Below are 13,851 nucleotides of genomic sequence, written 5' to 3' on the forward strand. Positions count from 1 at the left end.
GCAGATTAAAAAACAAATAGTCCGGTGTGAATAATACTGGTAGTCCGGATGATGTTTTATAGCCTTTTTACATCCATTCTTCTCGACCGATACGCTTTTTCCCTGTTATATCGATGTGATCTTGCTTGTTGGTGCTTTTTATTTTTTCGATGTTAGTCAAATCGGGTTGGCCAGATTCGAGCCAGGCGGAATACCAATAGGAGGCAACACGTAAGATGGTTTTTTGCATTCTCCTTTCTACCATACCGTTCATGGCTTCATGATAGGCTCTGGCATAATTATCAGAGTAGGTCCATACCAATTGATTGTTTCGTTCAATAAATGATTTTTTTTGAGATGCCTTAAATTGACGATCGAGACCAGCTTCAATCGTTAAGACAGAATCCACAAGGCGATTACTTTCGTAAACAATAACCCAGGCCTCTTGTAGAGGATCTTTGATATGGCTCGCTTTTCCGACGCGAAGGTTGTATTTTTCGGAAAACATTTCCGGTAAGCGGCTTTCCCAGAATGCATGTATGCCTAGTTGATTGGTGAGCTGTCCATTGTAATTTTTAGTCGTATGCAATGGAACATGGGCGTCTGCAATATAATGGCCCAGTTCTGCTGAGTGTTTGATGATTCGTTTATAATCTTTTGCTTGAAAGGCCTTAACAAGCTTTTGATAGGTAAGGTTGATTTGCCAGGGTACTATACCATTTTTTAACAATTGACTTTCTTGAAATCTTTCTTTGGCTTGTGACCAATGTAGGGGTATGGTGTCAATTGTACTTTCCTTAAGGTAGTCCTCCATATCGATAAAATGTCTCGGGCCTTCAGCGCTATCTGTGAAGCAACGTTTGTCTGGATCGACCGCTTTTTCGGTAATAAGGTCGATATTGGATTTATAAAATTTTGCCAACTTTGCTGGTAGGGCGAAAACGGCATAATGATTAATTTTTTTATGCGCAAAAAATCCCCACGATGTTAAAATTAGCATGGCGATTATGCAAAGCATCTGATAAAATAGAGACTTCATGGGGTATCAAACTGGCTATTAATTAATTGTTGATATTAAATATACATAAAGGAAAATTAAAAATGGATTAACTGTATTTTTTATTGATGTTAATTTATATTTTCTTAACATAACTAAACAATAAAATAATATTGATACTCGTTAAAATTGATTAATTTGCCGACACAAAATGCAGTCGTTATGAAGATATTGTATGCCGTACAAGGGACAGGAAACGGACATCTGAGCCGTGCAATGGATATTGTCCCCTGTCTGAGGGAGTTAGGGGAAGTTGATGTTTTGGTTAGTGGAATTCAAGCGGATCTATCATTACCTTTTGAAGTGAAATACCGTTATCATGGGCTGAGTTTTATCTTCGGTAAATCCGGCGGGGTAGACCTGTGGAAAACTTTTATGAGTTCGACGATCCGCAAATTTACGAATGAAATTAAGAGCTTGCCCATCGAAAACTATGATTTGGTGATCAATGATTTTGAACCGATCTCTGCTTGGGCTTGTCATTCAAAAGATCTAGAATGCATTGGGCTGAGCCATCAGATCGCTGCTTTAGACCCCTCGAGCCCCAAGCCAGAAGATAGTGACATGTTGGGCAAATTTATCATGAAAAATTATGCTCCGTCTACCCATTCCTATGGTTTCCATTTCAAGCGGTACGGCAAGAACATTTATCCACCGGTTATCCGTAATGCTGTTCGTGAATTAAATGTCACCGATCAGGGACATTACACTGTTTACCTCCCCGCATATGACGATGCGCATCTTTTAAAGCATTTGATGAAGTTTCCGGACGTGAAATGGGATGTCTTTAGTAAACACAATTCAAAGGCATTTGACATGAAAAATGTAACGATAAGGCCGATCAATAACCAATCTTTTATTGATAGTATGGCATCTTCTTCTGGAGTTTTATGTGGGGCGGGTTTTGAAACACCGGCAGAAGCGTTATATTTGAAAAAGAAACTGTTAGTTATCCCAATGAAAAACCAGTATGAGCAGCATTTGAATGCAGCGTCATTGGAAGAGATGGGAGTGCCTGTAATTTCGAGTTTAAAACAGAAGAACATGCTGGCGATAGAAGCCTGGCTCAACAGTAAATCTAGGGTTGACGTTGATTACCCTAATATCACGCAAGAAATTATAAATGAAATCGTGCAGAAGCACCGTTAAACACACATGAAGTATATCGCATTAGCCCTATTATCCTTGACGACGGTCACAGGATTTGCTCAACAAAAAAAAACGAACACGACGGCAAAGAAGAAGGTCGTCGCAACTAAACCAAGTGCAACAAATCAACTGAAAACGAAGGCCGATTCTGTGTCTTATGCATTTGGTGCCGATATCGGAAATTCCCTAAAGTCTATTGAGATCGATTATTTGAAGTCAGATGTCATTGCAAAAGCAATTTCGGATGTTCTGAAAGGAGAGAAGTCTCTATTGGAAGAGGGGCAAGGAAGAGCTGTTATCCAACAGGCGATCATGGACGTTCGTGCTAAAAAAGAGGCTGCTAGCCGTGCTGAAGAAGATAAATTTTTTGCCGAAAATGCAAAGGTTGCTGGGATGAAATCTACAGCTGAGGGGATTCAATATCTTGTTCTAAGTCAAACCGAAGGGCCAAAACCAAAAAGTGACGATGAGGTAACAGTGCATTATAAAGGTACCTTATTGAATGGAAAGCAATTTGATAGCTCATATGACCGTAAGGAGCCATTGAAACTATCCTTGGGTCAGGTGATCAAAGGTTGGCAGATTGGAATCCCGTTAATGTCCAAGGGGGCAAAGTATAAATTTTTTATACCAAGCAGATTAGCGTATGGCGAACGGGCAACAGGTGAAATTCCGGCAAACAGCACATTGGTGTTTGAGGTAGAATTGCTTGATATTGGTGCAGATGGAACAACGTAAATTAGGTAATACAAGCTTAATCGTTTCGGAAATAGGTTTGGGCTGTATGTCGCTAAAAAGCAATCAGTCCAAACAATCGAAAGATATTATCCAAAAAGCTTACGAGAAAGGGATCACTTTCTTCGATACGGCTGATCTCTACGATAGGGGTCTAAATGAGATGATCGTTGGGGAAAGTGTGCAAAGCTTTCGCAAACATATTGTGTTGGCGTCGAAAGTTGGTAACCTTTGGCGTGCAGATGGATCAGGTTGGGATTGGAAGGCTTCAAAGGACTATATTATCAAGGCTGTGGAAGGTTCCTTGTCACGTTTAAAAACGGACTACATCGACCTCTATCAGTTACATGGTGGTACGATAGAAGATCCGATAGAGGAGATTGTTGAAGCGTTTGAGTTGTTGAAGAAACAAGGGAAAATCCGTGCTTATGGTCTTTCATCAATTCGCCCAAATGTTATTAAGGCATTTTTATCCAAATCTGATATGGCCTCAGTTATGATGCAATACAGCTTATTGGATAGAAGACCTGAAGAAGAAATCAGTGGCTTATTGGAAGAACGGGGGGTAAGTATCGTCGTACGCGGCGTATTAGCCAAAGGTGTTCTCATTAACAAACCTATTGAACCTTTTTTGCAGTATAGTTCGGGAGAGGTGGCCCATATCGTGAGAAACTTGGCAAATCTTTCCAAACGTATCGGAAAAGACAATATGATTGTCGCACTTTCTTATGTGCTTTCTAACGCAGCTGTTGCTACAGCACTCGTTGGTGTGAGTACCAAATTGCAATTGGATGAATTGATCAGAGCAAAAGAGCAGATGATCAAATTCAGTGATTCGGATAAGCAGGTTCTATTGGAAGGTGTCCGGTCGTTATACTATACCGAACACCGGTAAACTTTACTATTTATTGAAAAATAGTCTTAATATTTTAGCGAGGTCTTCTTTTGTATCCACAGCGACAGTTTCATGCGTTGTAATTGCCGTTTGAATGGCGTAACCGTTTTCTAACCAGCGCAGCTGTTCCAATGCTTCTGCTTCTTCTAGCATAGAAATAGGAAGTTGTGTCAGGGCTTTTAATGTATCTACCTGGTAGGCATATATTCCGATATGTTTATAGAATGTTTGCTTGTGTAGCCATTGGTCTTTTTCCACAGCTCTTAAAAAAGGAATGGTCTGCCGACTGAAGTAGATGGCTTCTCCTTTGGTGTTTCGGACAACTTTGGGTATGTTTACATTAAATAGTTCCTCTTCTGCTGTAATTTCCTTGACCAAGGTCGCAATCTGCGTAGTGGTATCTTCAAAACAACTTGCTAAAAGATCAATTTGTGCGGGGTCGATAAAGGGTTCGTCACCCTGTATATTGATGGCAACATCATAGCCTCCTATATTCGTTATGACTTCGGCGCAACGATCTGTTCCCGATTGGTGATGTGCTGCGGTCATGACGACTTCGCCACCAAAAGAGCGTACAGTCTGTGCGATGCGTTGGTCGTCAGTAGCAACAACAACCTCGTTTAATTTTGTTGATTTTTTGACCTGTTCGTAGACACGCTGGATCATCGTTTTTCCTTCGATGTCGATTAGCGGTTTTCCAGGGAATCTACTCGATGCATATCGGGCAGGAATAATACCTAAAAATTTCATTTTTTATTTTTTATCATTGGCTGAGGAAATGCGCGTTTATCAAAAAGCCTGTAAAATCAATTGACTTACAGGCTTTTTGATGTCGCAATTATTCGAACAATCCAAATAATTCGGCTTCGATCTTTTGAATGATATTTCCGAGGTCCTCTGGGTTTGTGGTAAAATCCAGATTGTCTTTGTCGAGAATCATGACCTTACCGTCTTTGTAATTATTGATCCATTTATCGTATTTATCGTTTAGCTTTGACAAATAATCCAAACGAATTGCAGACTCATAATCACGGCCCCTTTTTTGGATATTATTCACCAGGGTAGGGACAGAGGCTTTGAGGTATATCAATAAATCCGGCGGTTTGATATAGTGGATGATGCTTTGAAAAATATTACTATAGTTTTCAAAATCACGTGCGCTCATTAAGCCCATATCATACAAGTTTTCGGCAAAGATATAAGCATCTTCATAAATGGTACGGTCCTGAATCATATCAATGCCGGTTTCCTGCAATTTTACAATATGTCTAAAGCGACTGTTGAGGAAAAAAATCTGAAGATTGAAAGCCCAGCGTTTCATGTCCGAATAAAAATCTTCCAGATAAGGGTTGTTGTCTACAGCTTCAAACTGAGGTTCAAATTTAAAGTGACTGGCCAACATTTCGGTCAACGTTGTTTTGCCGGCACCTATATTTCCAACGATAGCTATGTGCATATTATTTCTAGCTTAATAAAATCTTTTAATACCAATAATCTCACGAACCTCTTTCAGTGTCTTGTGCGCAGATTCGCTTGCTTTTTCAGCGCCCATTTTTGCAACTTTAGCAATGTATGCATCATCGTTTGATATATCCTCAATACGGGAGCGTACATCGTTGGTTGCAAGTACCATATCTTCTGCCAATTGTTTTTTGAAATCACCATAACGAATTTCACATTTGTTATAGAGTTCATCAAAATGCTGTAACGTATCTGCAGTAGATACGACCTTCATTAAATCAAAAAGATTTTGGATAGCTTCAGGCTTAGGCTGGTTCATCTCAGTTGGACCAGAATCGGATACAGCACGCATCACCTTTTTACGAATTACGGTTTCACTATCCGATAGATAAATACAATCTGCCTCACCATTGGATTTACCCATTTTTCCCTGGCCTGCAAGTCCGGGAACTTTCACCAATTTGTCGGAATAGGAGAATGCAAATGCTTCTTTAAAATAATCTACGTTGTATAAGCGATTGAAGCGATTGCCAAAAGTCCGCGTCATCTCCAAATGTTGTTCCTGATCTTTTCCTACTGGAACTTTTGTGCCATGGTGAATCAATATATCACAGGCCATCAAGACCGGATAGGTCAATAAACCTGCGTTAACATTGTCGGGATTGCTTCTAACTTTATCTTTAAATGCTGTAGCACGTTCAAGCTCGCCGAGATAGGCGTTCATATTCATGTATAGATAGAGTTCCGCAACTTCTGGAACATCTGATTGAACGTAAATAGTCGATTTTTCGGGGTCTATTCCTGCAGCTAGATATTCAACAATAACTTGGCGAACCGTTCCCTGAAGTCCATGAGGAGTGGGGTGGGTCGTTAGTGAATGTAAATCCGCAATGAAAAAAAAGCAATTATATTCGTTTTGCATTTTCACAAAATTGCTCAATGCGCCGTAATAATTTCCTAAATGTAATTTTCCGGTACTTCTGATACCGCTAACAACTGTTTCCATATTGCTGCGAATTTACGCATAAATTTGACAAAGTCGAATTAAATTCGGTCGCTGCCCGCCTTTTATAGGAATTGCGTTATTTTTTTAATTTTTTAGCTTCATTCCAATAAACGTCCATTTCTTCTAAACTCATTTCCTGCAGCTGTTGCTTATTTTCAGCGGCTTTTTGTTCTAAATAGGTAAACCGTTCAATGAATTTTTTGTTGGTGCGTTCTAGAGCATTTTCAGGATTGATACCAATATGCCGTGCATAATTTATTAAGGAGAATAACAGGTCACCAAATTCCCCTTCTGCTTTTTCCTGATCCATAGGAAGTGCTGTCTCCAGATTAAATTCTGCTTTAAATTCGGCAAGCTCTTCCTCTACTTTTTCCCATACTTGTTTCTTATCTTCCCAGTCAAAGCCGACACCGCGAACTTTATCTTGGATACGATAGGCCTTTACCAAAGCGGGTAGGCCTTTCGGGACGCCAGAAAGAACAGATGTATTGCCTTCTTTCAGCTTGATTGTTTCCCAATTGGATTTGACTTGATCTTCTGTATCAGCACTGCTGTCGCCGTAGATATGGGGATGGCGCGTAATCAATTTATCGCAGATTGCATTGAGTACGTCTACGATGTTGAAATGTCCTTCTTCTTCGGCAATGCGGGCATAGAATACAAGATGCATCAAGACGTCACCAAGTTCTTTTTTGATTTCTGGATAATCTTTTTCTAAAATGGCGTCGGTTAATTCATACATTTCCTCCATAGTCAAATGTCGAAGGGATTCCATGGTCTGTTTTTTATCCCAGGGACATTCAATCCGTAAGGTATATAAGACATCGAGTAATCGTTGAAAAGCTAGTTGAGGTGTATGCTGATACGCTGGTGCTGCTAGATTTGCCATATTTCATCGTGTTTGGTAGCACAAAAGTAGAAATATGATTTCGAATAAACTATTTCAAATTGCGGAAAACAAAACTCTTTTGTCAATCGTTTTATAATAAAAATTAGAATTTAGATCGGATTTAGAACAATCAACTATGGAAAGAATGCATGGATACTCCTCTGCAAGTGTTGCCTTGGAAAAGTTAAACAAATTAGGTTACACGATAGATTATAATATTGAATTTGACGATTTGTTGGCTCATGCAGATCAGTACAGAATTGACTACTTATTTCGCTATGAAGGTGCATCGGATCCTGATGATGAATCGTCGGTGTATGGTATTAGCAAAAATTCGGGACAGAAAGGTGTTTTTGTTGCAGGCAATTTGTCTTTAATTGAAGGTAAGAAGCGGGATATTCTATTACAAATGGAACTTAAAGAGCGGGAGCGATAGCCTTATGGAAAAAAATGGAATGGAAACAACGGAGCGGCTTGAGCAGCTTAAGCTTTGGGCTTTGAAACGTGATGGTAAAGAGGCGGATGCGCAATATCATGATCTTGCTTCGGATCGATGGTTGCAGGTTTATAGAAATGAAGCATTAAACCTCATGAAAGCGGGATTCTACAATAAAGGCTCGGCTTTGTTTGAGTCTTATGTAGAGGTTCATTATCCACATGAACTGGAAAAATTGATTGGCAAATTAGAACGTAGTTATGACAGTTTACAGCGTTTTAGTCCAGGATTGCTTGAAGATGGTTTTTATAATCTCGTTTTGGGTGATATCCCTTTGCTCATGGCTGGTACGATCGTTGTTTTGCTTCGAGCCAAAGAGTCTGATTTTCCAGCCGTTTATAATAATGATGCCGATGCCGACATGCGAAGTTCTCCAAATTGGCTTATACAGCAGTCAAACAGCGCTATTTGGGTGGATATGCACCAAACCGCATTAAATAATATTCACTACCCGGATAAAATTCTTTAGTCTGGCAAAATTTTTGTAGCCGATTGTATTAAAAAAAAGGAAAATTAACTAGGTTGTTCCTTTTTTGGATTTTTATTGAATTATAAACCCATTTTAAATTTTATTTTATGATGTTGTACATCGGCATTTTTGCTGTTATCGTTGTGGCTTGCGTGTTTTTTTCTCTTATGATGATGAAAAAGCAAAAGGAAACGGCCAAAAAATATGAAGGTGAATCCGGGATTGGCCTAGCTCCAGGTGTAAAGGATGAATTGTTAAATGATGAATTTAGCGAATTAAGAAAACAATTGAACGGCGCTCCAATCGACGCCTTTACGCAATGCGCGTATATTGCAACGGTTGGGGATAAAGTTGCTTCGGCTGCGGCCACAGCAGCGAAGACTGTTGCTTGGGCGGCTGTAGGAGTAAAGGCTCGTTACAATGAACGGGATAACGCTTCTTATCTGGTGCTTAGCAACAACGAATTGCATTACGTATTTTTTGATGAGGGGGAGGTGAGAGACCATTTGGTTTTCGATCATGAAACCTTGCTCAATGCACGGACTGCGCAGATTACAAATGCTGAAAAGGTAACGCGTATGGGCTCCGTTATGGGCTTGAAACCTAAGAAAATGCATCTTGACCTCAATGGAAATGGGCTCGATATCATGTATTATGGCACTGTTCAGCGTATGCCGCATGGTATTATTTCTCCAGGTTCAGGTATGTTTGAAACGCAAGCCAAGCTCCAATTGATGGGGCGTTTGTTTTTGGATAGATTATATAAAAAATATCCGCAGCTACAGAACTAACCCGTCTAGTAATGTCATTTTAGTTTCGTTTTAAATGAAGTAAATGTCCGCTTCTGCTTTATTCCGCGTTGCTTTTAGTAAATTGTATTTATCATAAAATTTATAACATATGAAAATTTTAGCAGATAAAGTAGCTTTGGTAACAGGAGCTGGTTCGGGGATCGGCCAGGCTGTTGCACTGGCTTATGGTAAAGAAGGAGCAAAGGTCGTTGTCTCAGATATCAATAAGCAAGCGGGCCAAGAAACAGTAAAACAAATTGAATCTCTGGGAGGAGAGGCCGCGTTCTTTAAAGCAGATAGCTCATCTCCAACTGACAATGAGTCTTTGGTGACTTATGCCGTCAAGACATTTGGCCGAATCGATATTGCCTGTAATAACGCGGGTATTGGGGGAGAGGCTGCCCTAACTGGAGAGTATAGTCTAGATGGCTGGAAAAAAGTCATCGATATTAATTTCAATGGCGTATTTTATGGCTGTAAATATCAGCTGGAGGCGATGGAAAAAAATGGAGGCGGAGTTATTGTGAATATGGCTTCCATTCACGGTACTGTTGCTGCTCCAATGTCAAGTGCCTATACTGCAGCCAAACATGCTGTTGTGGGATTGACAAAGAACATTGGTGCAGAATATGGTCAAAAAAATATTCGTTGCAATGCGGTCGGACCCGGCTACATTGATACCCCGTTATTGGCGAAGTTGGATAAAGAGCATATCAATGCATTAATCGGTAAACACCCTATTGGACGTTTGGGAAAGGCCGAAGAAGTCGCTGAACTGGTTCTTTTCCTAAGTTCGGATAAATCCTCCTTTATGACAGGAGGGTACTACTTAGTTGATGGTGGATATACCGCTGTTTAACAGAGGTCGTTTAATAAAAACGGGGATCCAAAGCTGGATCCCCGTTTTTATTATAATTGAGTTGACGATGGTTGGCAGCAGGTCCATATCATCCATTTATTTAACAGTTAAGTTTTCTTGCTTGAGGACCTTCTGAAAAGCGGGTCTTGTTGCATCATCATCGCCTGCTTCGGCTTTTAGTTTAGTCAGCTTTTTCTTCAACCGGGCAATTTCTTTGACATATTTTTTGTCCAGAATGGCATTGTGTGTTTCCATGGGGTCCTGTTGTAGATCGTAGAATTCCCAGGCTGGTGCTGTTGTTTTGGAATCACTACCTGTCATTTCTAAGGGCTGTCCGTAAAAATAAATCAGTTTGTAACGTTCATCACGGACTCCAAGGTGGGCAGGGCGTATTGGTGCATTTTGCCAGTAACGGTAATATAGGGCAGACCGCCATGCTTTGGATGTATTTCCTTTGAGGTTATTCCGGAAGCTTTCGCCTTGGATGTAAGCCGGTTTCTTGATGCCGGCATAGTCTGCAAATAGCGCAGGGAAATCGATATTTAGAATCATATCGTCTAATCGACTACCTGCTTTGATTTCTTTGGGGTAGCTGATCACAAAAGGCATGCGCAGTGATTCTTCGTACATGAGACGTTTATCCATGAAATTGTGTTCTCCCAAGAAGTAACCTTGATCGGAAGCCAGGATCACAACGGTATTTTCGTCCAAATTTGCGGTTTTAAGGTAATGCATAATTTTTCCCAGATTATCATCGATCCCAGCGACGCAACGGAGATAATCTTTGATGAACTTTTGGTAGATCTTTTTGCGGGCTTCCAAAGGGGCCATTCCTTTTGTTGAAAACGGAAGCTCAGGATAAGATGTCCAAAAGGGGCCTACCGAAGCTTGCTCATAGCGGCGGCCAAGCTCTTCCAAGGGTTGGCCTTCAAAAGAGCGTCCAGTCGTGGTTGCTCCTGAGTCCAAAAATGTAGGAGGATAAGGAAACTCCACATCTTTGTAGTAATCTTTGAATCGCTCCGCAAAATCAAAGGGTTCATGTGTAGCTTTGTAATGACACATTAAGAAGAAGGGCTTGTCTGGGTTGCGTGATTTTAACCAGTCCAGACTCATCGTTGTGGTGATATCATCTACATAGCCTTCGTAAGGTGTGCCAGCCTCTTCCTTATCATTCCAATTGTCTTTAGAGAGGTAAGTCGGGTTATGATAAACACCGTGTCCAGGTAGAACTTTAAAATCGTCAAATCCACTTGGTCTCTTTTTTAGGTGCCATTTTCCAAAAACAGCAGTTTGGTAGCCTGCATGGTGCAGATCCTTAGCGATGTTTTCCTTATCGGGATCCAAAGCATCTTCAAGTGTGTAAACTTGGTTTTTATTACTGTACTGTCCTGTCAGTATGGTTGCGCGGCTAGGGGTGCAAATGGAATTTGTACAGAAGGTATTATTGAGCACCGCCCCTTGACTGGCTAATTTTTCAATATTCGGATTTTTGACAAAATCTTTTAAAATACCACCGTATACGCGCCATGCCTGGGCCGTGAAATCGTCCGTCAGGATAAAGACGATGTTGGGGCGTTGTGTTGCGTTGTTCTTTTTCTGTGCTTGTGAAAAAATGGGCAAGAGGCCGCAGAGGAGCAATACTAATTTTTTATTCATGTGAATTCAGCGATATATTAGTCGACGAATTGAGTATACCGGACTACGATAATTGCTATAATCGTTCGTCTTGGTCTAGTTCTGTCTATTTGATTGTAGACAAATCTACTCTTTATAGACTACTATATCGCGAATAAACTGTAATAAATATGTTAGTCATCGACACCTTTTCCATCGAGAATATGCTGGTAGTATTTTTCGATTCTTGCCTCGCAAGTTTTCACTTGTTTTGCCTGGTTAAAGTAGAATAGATACCCTTTTTGCCGACCAGGCGTAAGTGATTGAAAGGCTTTTTGGAGCAAAGGGTCTTCCAGTAAGGCGCGCTTAAATTCTTCCGGTACAGGGTAATCTGCAGCTTTTCGCATGTCCACTTTCTTACCTGATTTTTCAATTTCGATGGCTTCCTGAATATATGCCGATATCACCTCTCGTAATGATTCAATCTGTTCAACAGTGGTGAATCTAAGCTGTCTGGCCGATTGAACATTTTCGGTTTGCTGGATCAATATATTTTTGGGATCTTTTAATAATGCACCTTTGTGGAATAGCAGTGCACAGTATTCTTTAAACCCGTGTATCAATACGACATTTTTACCTTCAAATGTATAACAAGGGTGCATCCATTTATAATCCTCTTGCAGTGTTTTATTGCCACGGACAATTTCTCTCAACAGATTGAATTCTTCATTCCATCTTGTCGCATTTTCAAAAAAATGTTCAATTTTTGGATTCATCATGTAGTGCTTTAGGTAAGTTTGGAAAGAATTTCTTGTAATCTGTTGTGCGCCATATTGATTCCTTGCGCAAAAGGCATCTGTAGCAGCTGGTTTCTAAACGCGACCGACTGAAATATAATATGGATGTGAAGCCTGCTACGTTCTGCACTTATTTTTTCAAATGTTAAATATTCCAATTGTACGGGAAATGTACTGTTTTCCATTTCAAACGTCCGTGTGATACGTTGATTGGGTAGGAATTCGTGTATCGTTCCATTTGCTTTGAACATGACCTGGCCATTATGGGAAGTTTCAAACGCATAGGAGCCATGCGTTTTATTTTCCAATTTTAAGACTTTGGTTCCCATCCACTGTTCAAAAATTTCGGGATCCTCTTATGCTTTGAAGAGCAGTTCAACAGGTAAATCGAACTCTCTTGTAATGACAATCTCCTGTTTATTATCCTCAGCCTGTACGTTGGTTTTTACCTCCATATTATTTGTTCTTGTAGTTTTGCATAATAGCTTCCAATCTATTGAATCTGTCATCCCACATTTGACGAAAAGGTTCGATGAAATCTGCAATTTCTTTCATCTTCGTTGGGTTGAGTTGATAGTATATCTCACGTCCATTTTGTTGAGACTTTAATAACTCACATGTTGTCAATATTTGTAAATGTTTTGAAACTGTCGGTCTTGCTGTATTGAAGTTGGCTGCAATTGCACCTGCAGTCATGGCTTGTGAGGCCAAAAGAAGTAAGATCGCTCTTCTTGTTGGATCTGCTATAGCTTGGAAAACATCTCGTCTTAAGTTCATTTTGAAGTCATTTGACTACGAATATACGTGTAGTTATTTAGCTACGCAAATATTTTTTACATTTCTGTGGAGAAAATCGGTGGGCAGAAATGGAGATGACGAATAAAAATTCTTTCCTGGCGGATTTAAAATGAAAACGATCGAGAATTAAACCGACGGATCAATGTTTGGCGAATAATGCTAAATTAGGGTAATTAATTATAACAAGATGAAAACACAGTTATCGTACTTAAAAAAATTGAGCGTATTGGGGACGAAAACTTTAGTCAAATATTATTTGCTGGCTATTGTTTCGACTTTACTTTATTTGGTGGTTGGTAGTTTACAATTTAATGCTAGTCATGAAGCTTTCTTTTCGACAGTCAGTCCCGTACAAGCCGCGGCTAAATTCCTTTGGCTGATTGGATTGATCCTGCTACCAGTATTACTTTTTATTTTCAGCAACAAATATGTGTTTTCGAAGATTGCAAGTCTTGTCGTGGAGGAAAGGCAGGATGATCTCATTCTCCCAGCATTTGACAAAGTACTTTTAATTTTTCAATCAAATCAGCCCGATGTAGTACAAAATGTCGCTGATTATTCGTTTGCGAAACTTAAACTGATTAATGACGTAAAAAATACCAAAATTGAGAGCCCTTGGGTGCGACGCATTGTCATTTTTGGTCTGAACAAAGTGAAGTTTGATTCCTTGGATTTGGACAATAACACCAGCTTCTATACTATTATAAGGTCAAAGTTTATTGGTGTACTCGAAATATTGACCACAGCAAGTAGTAAGCCATTTTGGACATGTATTCTTGTCCAATGGCTTATGCTACTTTTTGTTTGGCTGACCAACTAAATGCGTTGATCACTGCAAGCAAGCAAGCAAGCAAGC

Annotated in this window: 17 protein-coding genes; 8 read left to right on the top strand and 9 right to left on the bottom strand. The window is 39.9% G+C overall.

Translation table 11 applies throughout. The features are described 5' to 3' along the window. Positions 1-67: 67 nt before the first annotated feature. Positions 68-979, bottom strand: coding sequence for a zinc dependent phospholipase C family protein (locus B3E92_RS12105; RefSeq protein ID WP_286896868.1), 912 nt, complete (start codon positions 977-979; stop codon positions 68-70). A 219-nt stretch (positions 980-1,198) separates the two neighbouring features. Between B3E92_RS12105 and B3E92_RS12110 the strand changes: the two genes are divergently transcribed. Genes B3E92_RS12110 through B3E92_RS12120 form a run of 3 tightly spaced genes read left to right on the top strand, consistent with a single transcriptional unit; the run spans position 1,199 to position 3,815 of the window. Beyond that, on the top strand, positions 1,199-2,185 hold the full coding sequence (locus B3E92_RS12110; RefSeq protein ID WP_046675898.1) for a glycosyltransferase family protein: 987 nt from the start codon (positions 1,199-1,201) through the stop codon (positions 2,183-2,185). A 6-nt stretch (positions 2,186-2,191) separates the two neighbouring features. Then, positions 2,192-2,923, top strand: coding sequence for an FKBP-type peptidyl-prolyl cis-trans isomerase (locus B3E92_RS12115; RefSeq protein ID WP_070568714.1), 732 nt, complete (start codon positions 2,192-2,194; stop codon positions 2,921-2,923). Continuing rightward, positions 2,910-3,815, top strand: a complete 906-nt coding sequence (locus tag B3E92_RS12120) for an aldo/keto reductase (protein ID WP_204990721.1) — start codon at positions 2,910-2,912, stop codon at positions 3,813-3,815. The genes B3E92_RS12115 and B3E92_RS12120 overlap by 14 nt, the downstream gene beginning before the upstream one ends. Positions 3,816-3,821: 6 nt before the next feature. Here B3E92_RS12120 and kdsB read toward each other — a convergent pair whose 3' ends face one another. The 4 genes from kdsB to mazG all read right to left on the bottom strand — a co-directional run bounded on the left by kdsB (position 3,822) and on the right by mazG (position 7,171). Then, a complete protein-coding gene (kdsB, locus tag B3E92_RS12125; RefSeq protein WP_070568708.1) occupies positions 3,822-4,565 on the bottom strand; it encodes a 3-deoxy-manno-octulosonate cytidylyltransferase in 744 nt (247 codons plus the stop codon). Between the two features lie 88 nt (positions 4,566-4,653). Continuing rightward, the gene (locus B3E92_RS12130; protein ID WP_046675902.1) at positions 4,654-5,271 is read right to left on the bottom strand and encodes a deoxynucleoside kinase; all 618 of its coding nucleotides are present in this window, start codon (positions 5,269-5,271) and stop codon (positions 4,654-4,656) included. 12 nt (positions 5,272-5,283) lie between these two features. After that, positions 5,284-6,282, bottom strand: coding sequence for a tryptophan--tRNA ligase (gene trpS, locus B3E92_RS12135; RefSeq protein ID WP_088161124.1), 999 nt, complete (start codon positions 6,280-6,282; stop codon positions 5,284-5,286). A 76-nt stretch (positions 6,283-6,358) separates the two neighbouring features. Then, positions 6,359-7,171, bottom strand: coding sequence for a nucleoside triphosphate pyrophosphohydrolase (gene mazG / locus B3E92_RS12140; protein WP_088161125.1), 813 nt, complete (start codon positions 7,169-7,171; stop codon positions 6,359-6,361). A 136-nt stretch (positions 7,172-7,307) separates the two neighbouring features. Here mazG and B3E92_RS12145 point away from each other — a divergent pair, with 136 nt between their 5' ends. The 4 genes from B3E92_RS12145 (at position 7,308) to B3E92_RS12160 (ending at position 9,786) form a co-directional block, all read left to right on the top strand. Then, positions 7,308-7,607 carry a hypothetical protein gene (locus B3E92_RS12145; protein ID WP_088161126.1) on the top strand — a complete coding sequence of 100 codons (300 nt, stop codon included), beginning with the start codon at positions 7,308-7,310 and terminating at the stop codon, positions 7,605-7,607. 4 nt (positions 7,608-7,611) lie between these two features. Then, a complete protein-coding gene (locus B3E92_RS12150) occupies positions 7,612-8,136 on the top strand; it encodes a hypothetical protein (RefSeq protein WP_286896872.1) in 525 nt (174 codons plus the stop codon). Between the two features lie 107 nt (positions 8,137-8,243). Continuing rightward, positions 8,244-8,927 (top strand): hypothetical protein, encoded by a 684-nt coding sequence (locus tag B3E92_RS12155; protein WP_046675907.1) that lies wholly within the window; start codon positions 8,244-8,246, stop codon positions 8,925-8,927. Positions 8,928-9,036: 109 nt separating this feature from the next. After that, positions 9,037-9,786, top strand: a complete 750-nt coding sequence (locus B3E92_RS12160) for an SDR family NAD(P)-dependent oxidoreductase (RefSeq protein ID WP_286896874.1) — start codon at positions 9,037-9,039, stop codon at positions 9,784-9,786. 96 nt (positions 9,787-9,882) lie between these two features. Here B3E92_RS12160 and B3E92_RS12165 read toward each other — a convergent pair whose 3' ends face one another. From B3E92_RS12165 to B3E92_RS12180, 4 genes are all read right to left on the bottom strand, one after another. Next, the gene (locus B3E92_RS12165; RefSeq protein ID WP_286896876.1) at positions 9,883-11,442 is read right to left on the bottom strand and encodes a sulfatase family protein; all 1,560 of its coding nucleotides are present in this window, start codon (positions 11,440-11,442) and stop codon (positions 9,883-9,885) included. 152 nt (positions 11,443-11,594) lie between these two features. Next, positions 11,595-12,179 carry a YdeI/OmpD-associated family protein gene (locus tag B3E92_RS12170; RefSeq protein WP_286896879.1) on the bottom strand — a complete coding sequence of 195 codons (585 nt, stop codon included), beginning with the start codon at positions 12,177-12,179 and terminating at the stop codon, positions 11,595-11,597. Positions 12,180-12,187: 8 nt separating this feature from the next. Continuing rightward, positions 12,188-12,541, bottom strand: coding sequence for an SRPBCC family protein (locus B3E92_RS12175; RefSeq protein ID WP_376781277.1), 354 nt, complete (start codon positions 12,539-12,541; stop codon positions 12,188-12,190). Between the two features lie 112 nt (positions 12,542-12,653). Beyond that, positions 12,654-12,974 carry an ArsR/SmtB family transcription factor gene (locus B3E92_RS12180; RefSeq protein WP_112374516.1) on the bottom strand — a complete coding sequence of 107 codons (321 nt, stop codon included), beginning with the start codon at positions 12,972-12,974 and terminating at the stop codon, positions 12,654-12,656. A 208-nt stretch (positions 12,975-13,182) separates the two neighbouring features. Here B3E92_RS12180 and B3E92_RS12185 point away from each other — a divergent pair, with 208 nt between their 5' ends. Continuing rightward, positions 13,183-13,815, top strand: coding sequence for a hypothetical protein (locus tag B3E92_RS12185; protein ID WP_286768071.1), 633 nt, complete (start codon positions 13,183-13,185; stop codon positions 13,813-13,815). Positions 13,816-13,851: the final 36 nt, after the last annotated feature.

Origin of the sequence: Sphingobacterium sp. UBA6317 (assembly GCF_002440385.1) — a bacterium.
Taxonomy (GTDB): Bacteria; Bacteroidota; Bacteroidia; order Sphingobacteriales; family Sphingobacteriaceae; genus Sphingobacterium; species Sphingobacterium multivorum.

Excerpts from the sequence above, each read along its gene's own strand:
- B3E92_RS12120 (WP_204990721.1), top strand. The coding sequence starts at position 2,910 with ATGGAACAACGTAAATTAGGTAATACAAGCTTAATCGTTTCGGAAATA.
- trpS (WP_088161124.1), bottom strand. The coding sequence starts at position 6,282 with ATGGAAACAGTTGTTAGCGGTATCAGAAGTACCGGAAAATTACATTTA.
- B3E92_RS12165 (WP_286896876.1), bottom strand. The coding sequence starts at position 11,442 with ATGAATAAAAAATTAGTATTGCTCCTCTGCGGCCTCTTGCCCATTTTT.
- B3E92_RS12130 (WP_046675902.1), bottom strand. The coding sequence starts at position 5,271 with ATGCACATAGCTATCGTTGGAAATATAGGTGCCGGCAAAACAACGTTG.
- B3E92_RS12150 (WP_286896872.1), top strand. The coding sequence starts at position 7,612 with ATGGAAAAAAATGGAATGGAAACAACGGAGCGGCTTGAGCAGCTTAAG.
- B3E92_RS12155 (WP_046675907.1), top strand. The coding sequence starts at position 8,244 with ATGATGTTGTACATCGGCATTTTTGCTGTTATCGTTGTGGCTTGCGTG.
- B3E92_RS12145 (WP_088161126.1), top strand. The coding sequence starts at position 7,308 with ATGGAAAGAATGCATGGATACTCCTCTGCAAGTGTTGCCTTGGAAAAG.
- B3E92_RS12185 (WP_286768071.1), top strand. The coding sequence starts at position 13,183 with ATGAAAACACAGTTATCGTACTTAAAAAAATTGAGCGTATTGGGGACG.
- B3E92_RS12180 (WP_112374516.1), bottom strand. The coding sequence starts at position 12,974 with ATGAACTTAAGACGAGATGTTTTCCAAGCTATAGCAGATCCAACAAGA.
- B3E92_RS12160 (WP_286896874.1), top strand. The coding sequence starts at position 9,037 with ATGAAAATTTTAGCAGATAAAGTAGCTTTGGTAACAGGAGCTGGTTCG.
- mazG (WP_088161125.1), bottom strand. The coding sequence starts at position 7,171 with ATGGCAAATCTAGCAGCACCAGCGTATCAGCATACACCTCAACTAGCT.
- kdsB (WP_070568708.1), bottom strand. The coding sequence starts at position 4,565 with ATGAAATTTTTAGGTATTATTCCTGCCCGATATGCATCGAGTAGATTC.
- B3E92_RS12170 (WP_286896879.1), bottom strand. The coding sequence starts at position 12,179 with ATGATGAATCCAAAAATTGAACATTTTTTTGAAAATGCGACAAGATGG.
- B3E92_RS12115 (WP_070568714.1), top strand. The coding sequence starts at position 2,192 with ATGAAGTATATCGCATTAGCCCTATTATCCTTGACGACGGTCACAGGA.
- B3E92_RS12110 (WP_046675898.1), top strand. The coding sequence starts at position 1,199 with ATGAAGATATTGTATGCCGTACAAGGGACAGGAAACGGACATCTGAGC.
- B3E92_RS12105 (WP_286896868.1), bottom strand. The coding sequence starts at position 979 with ATGCTAATTTTAACATCGTGGGGATTTTTTGCGCATAAAAAAATTAAT.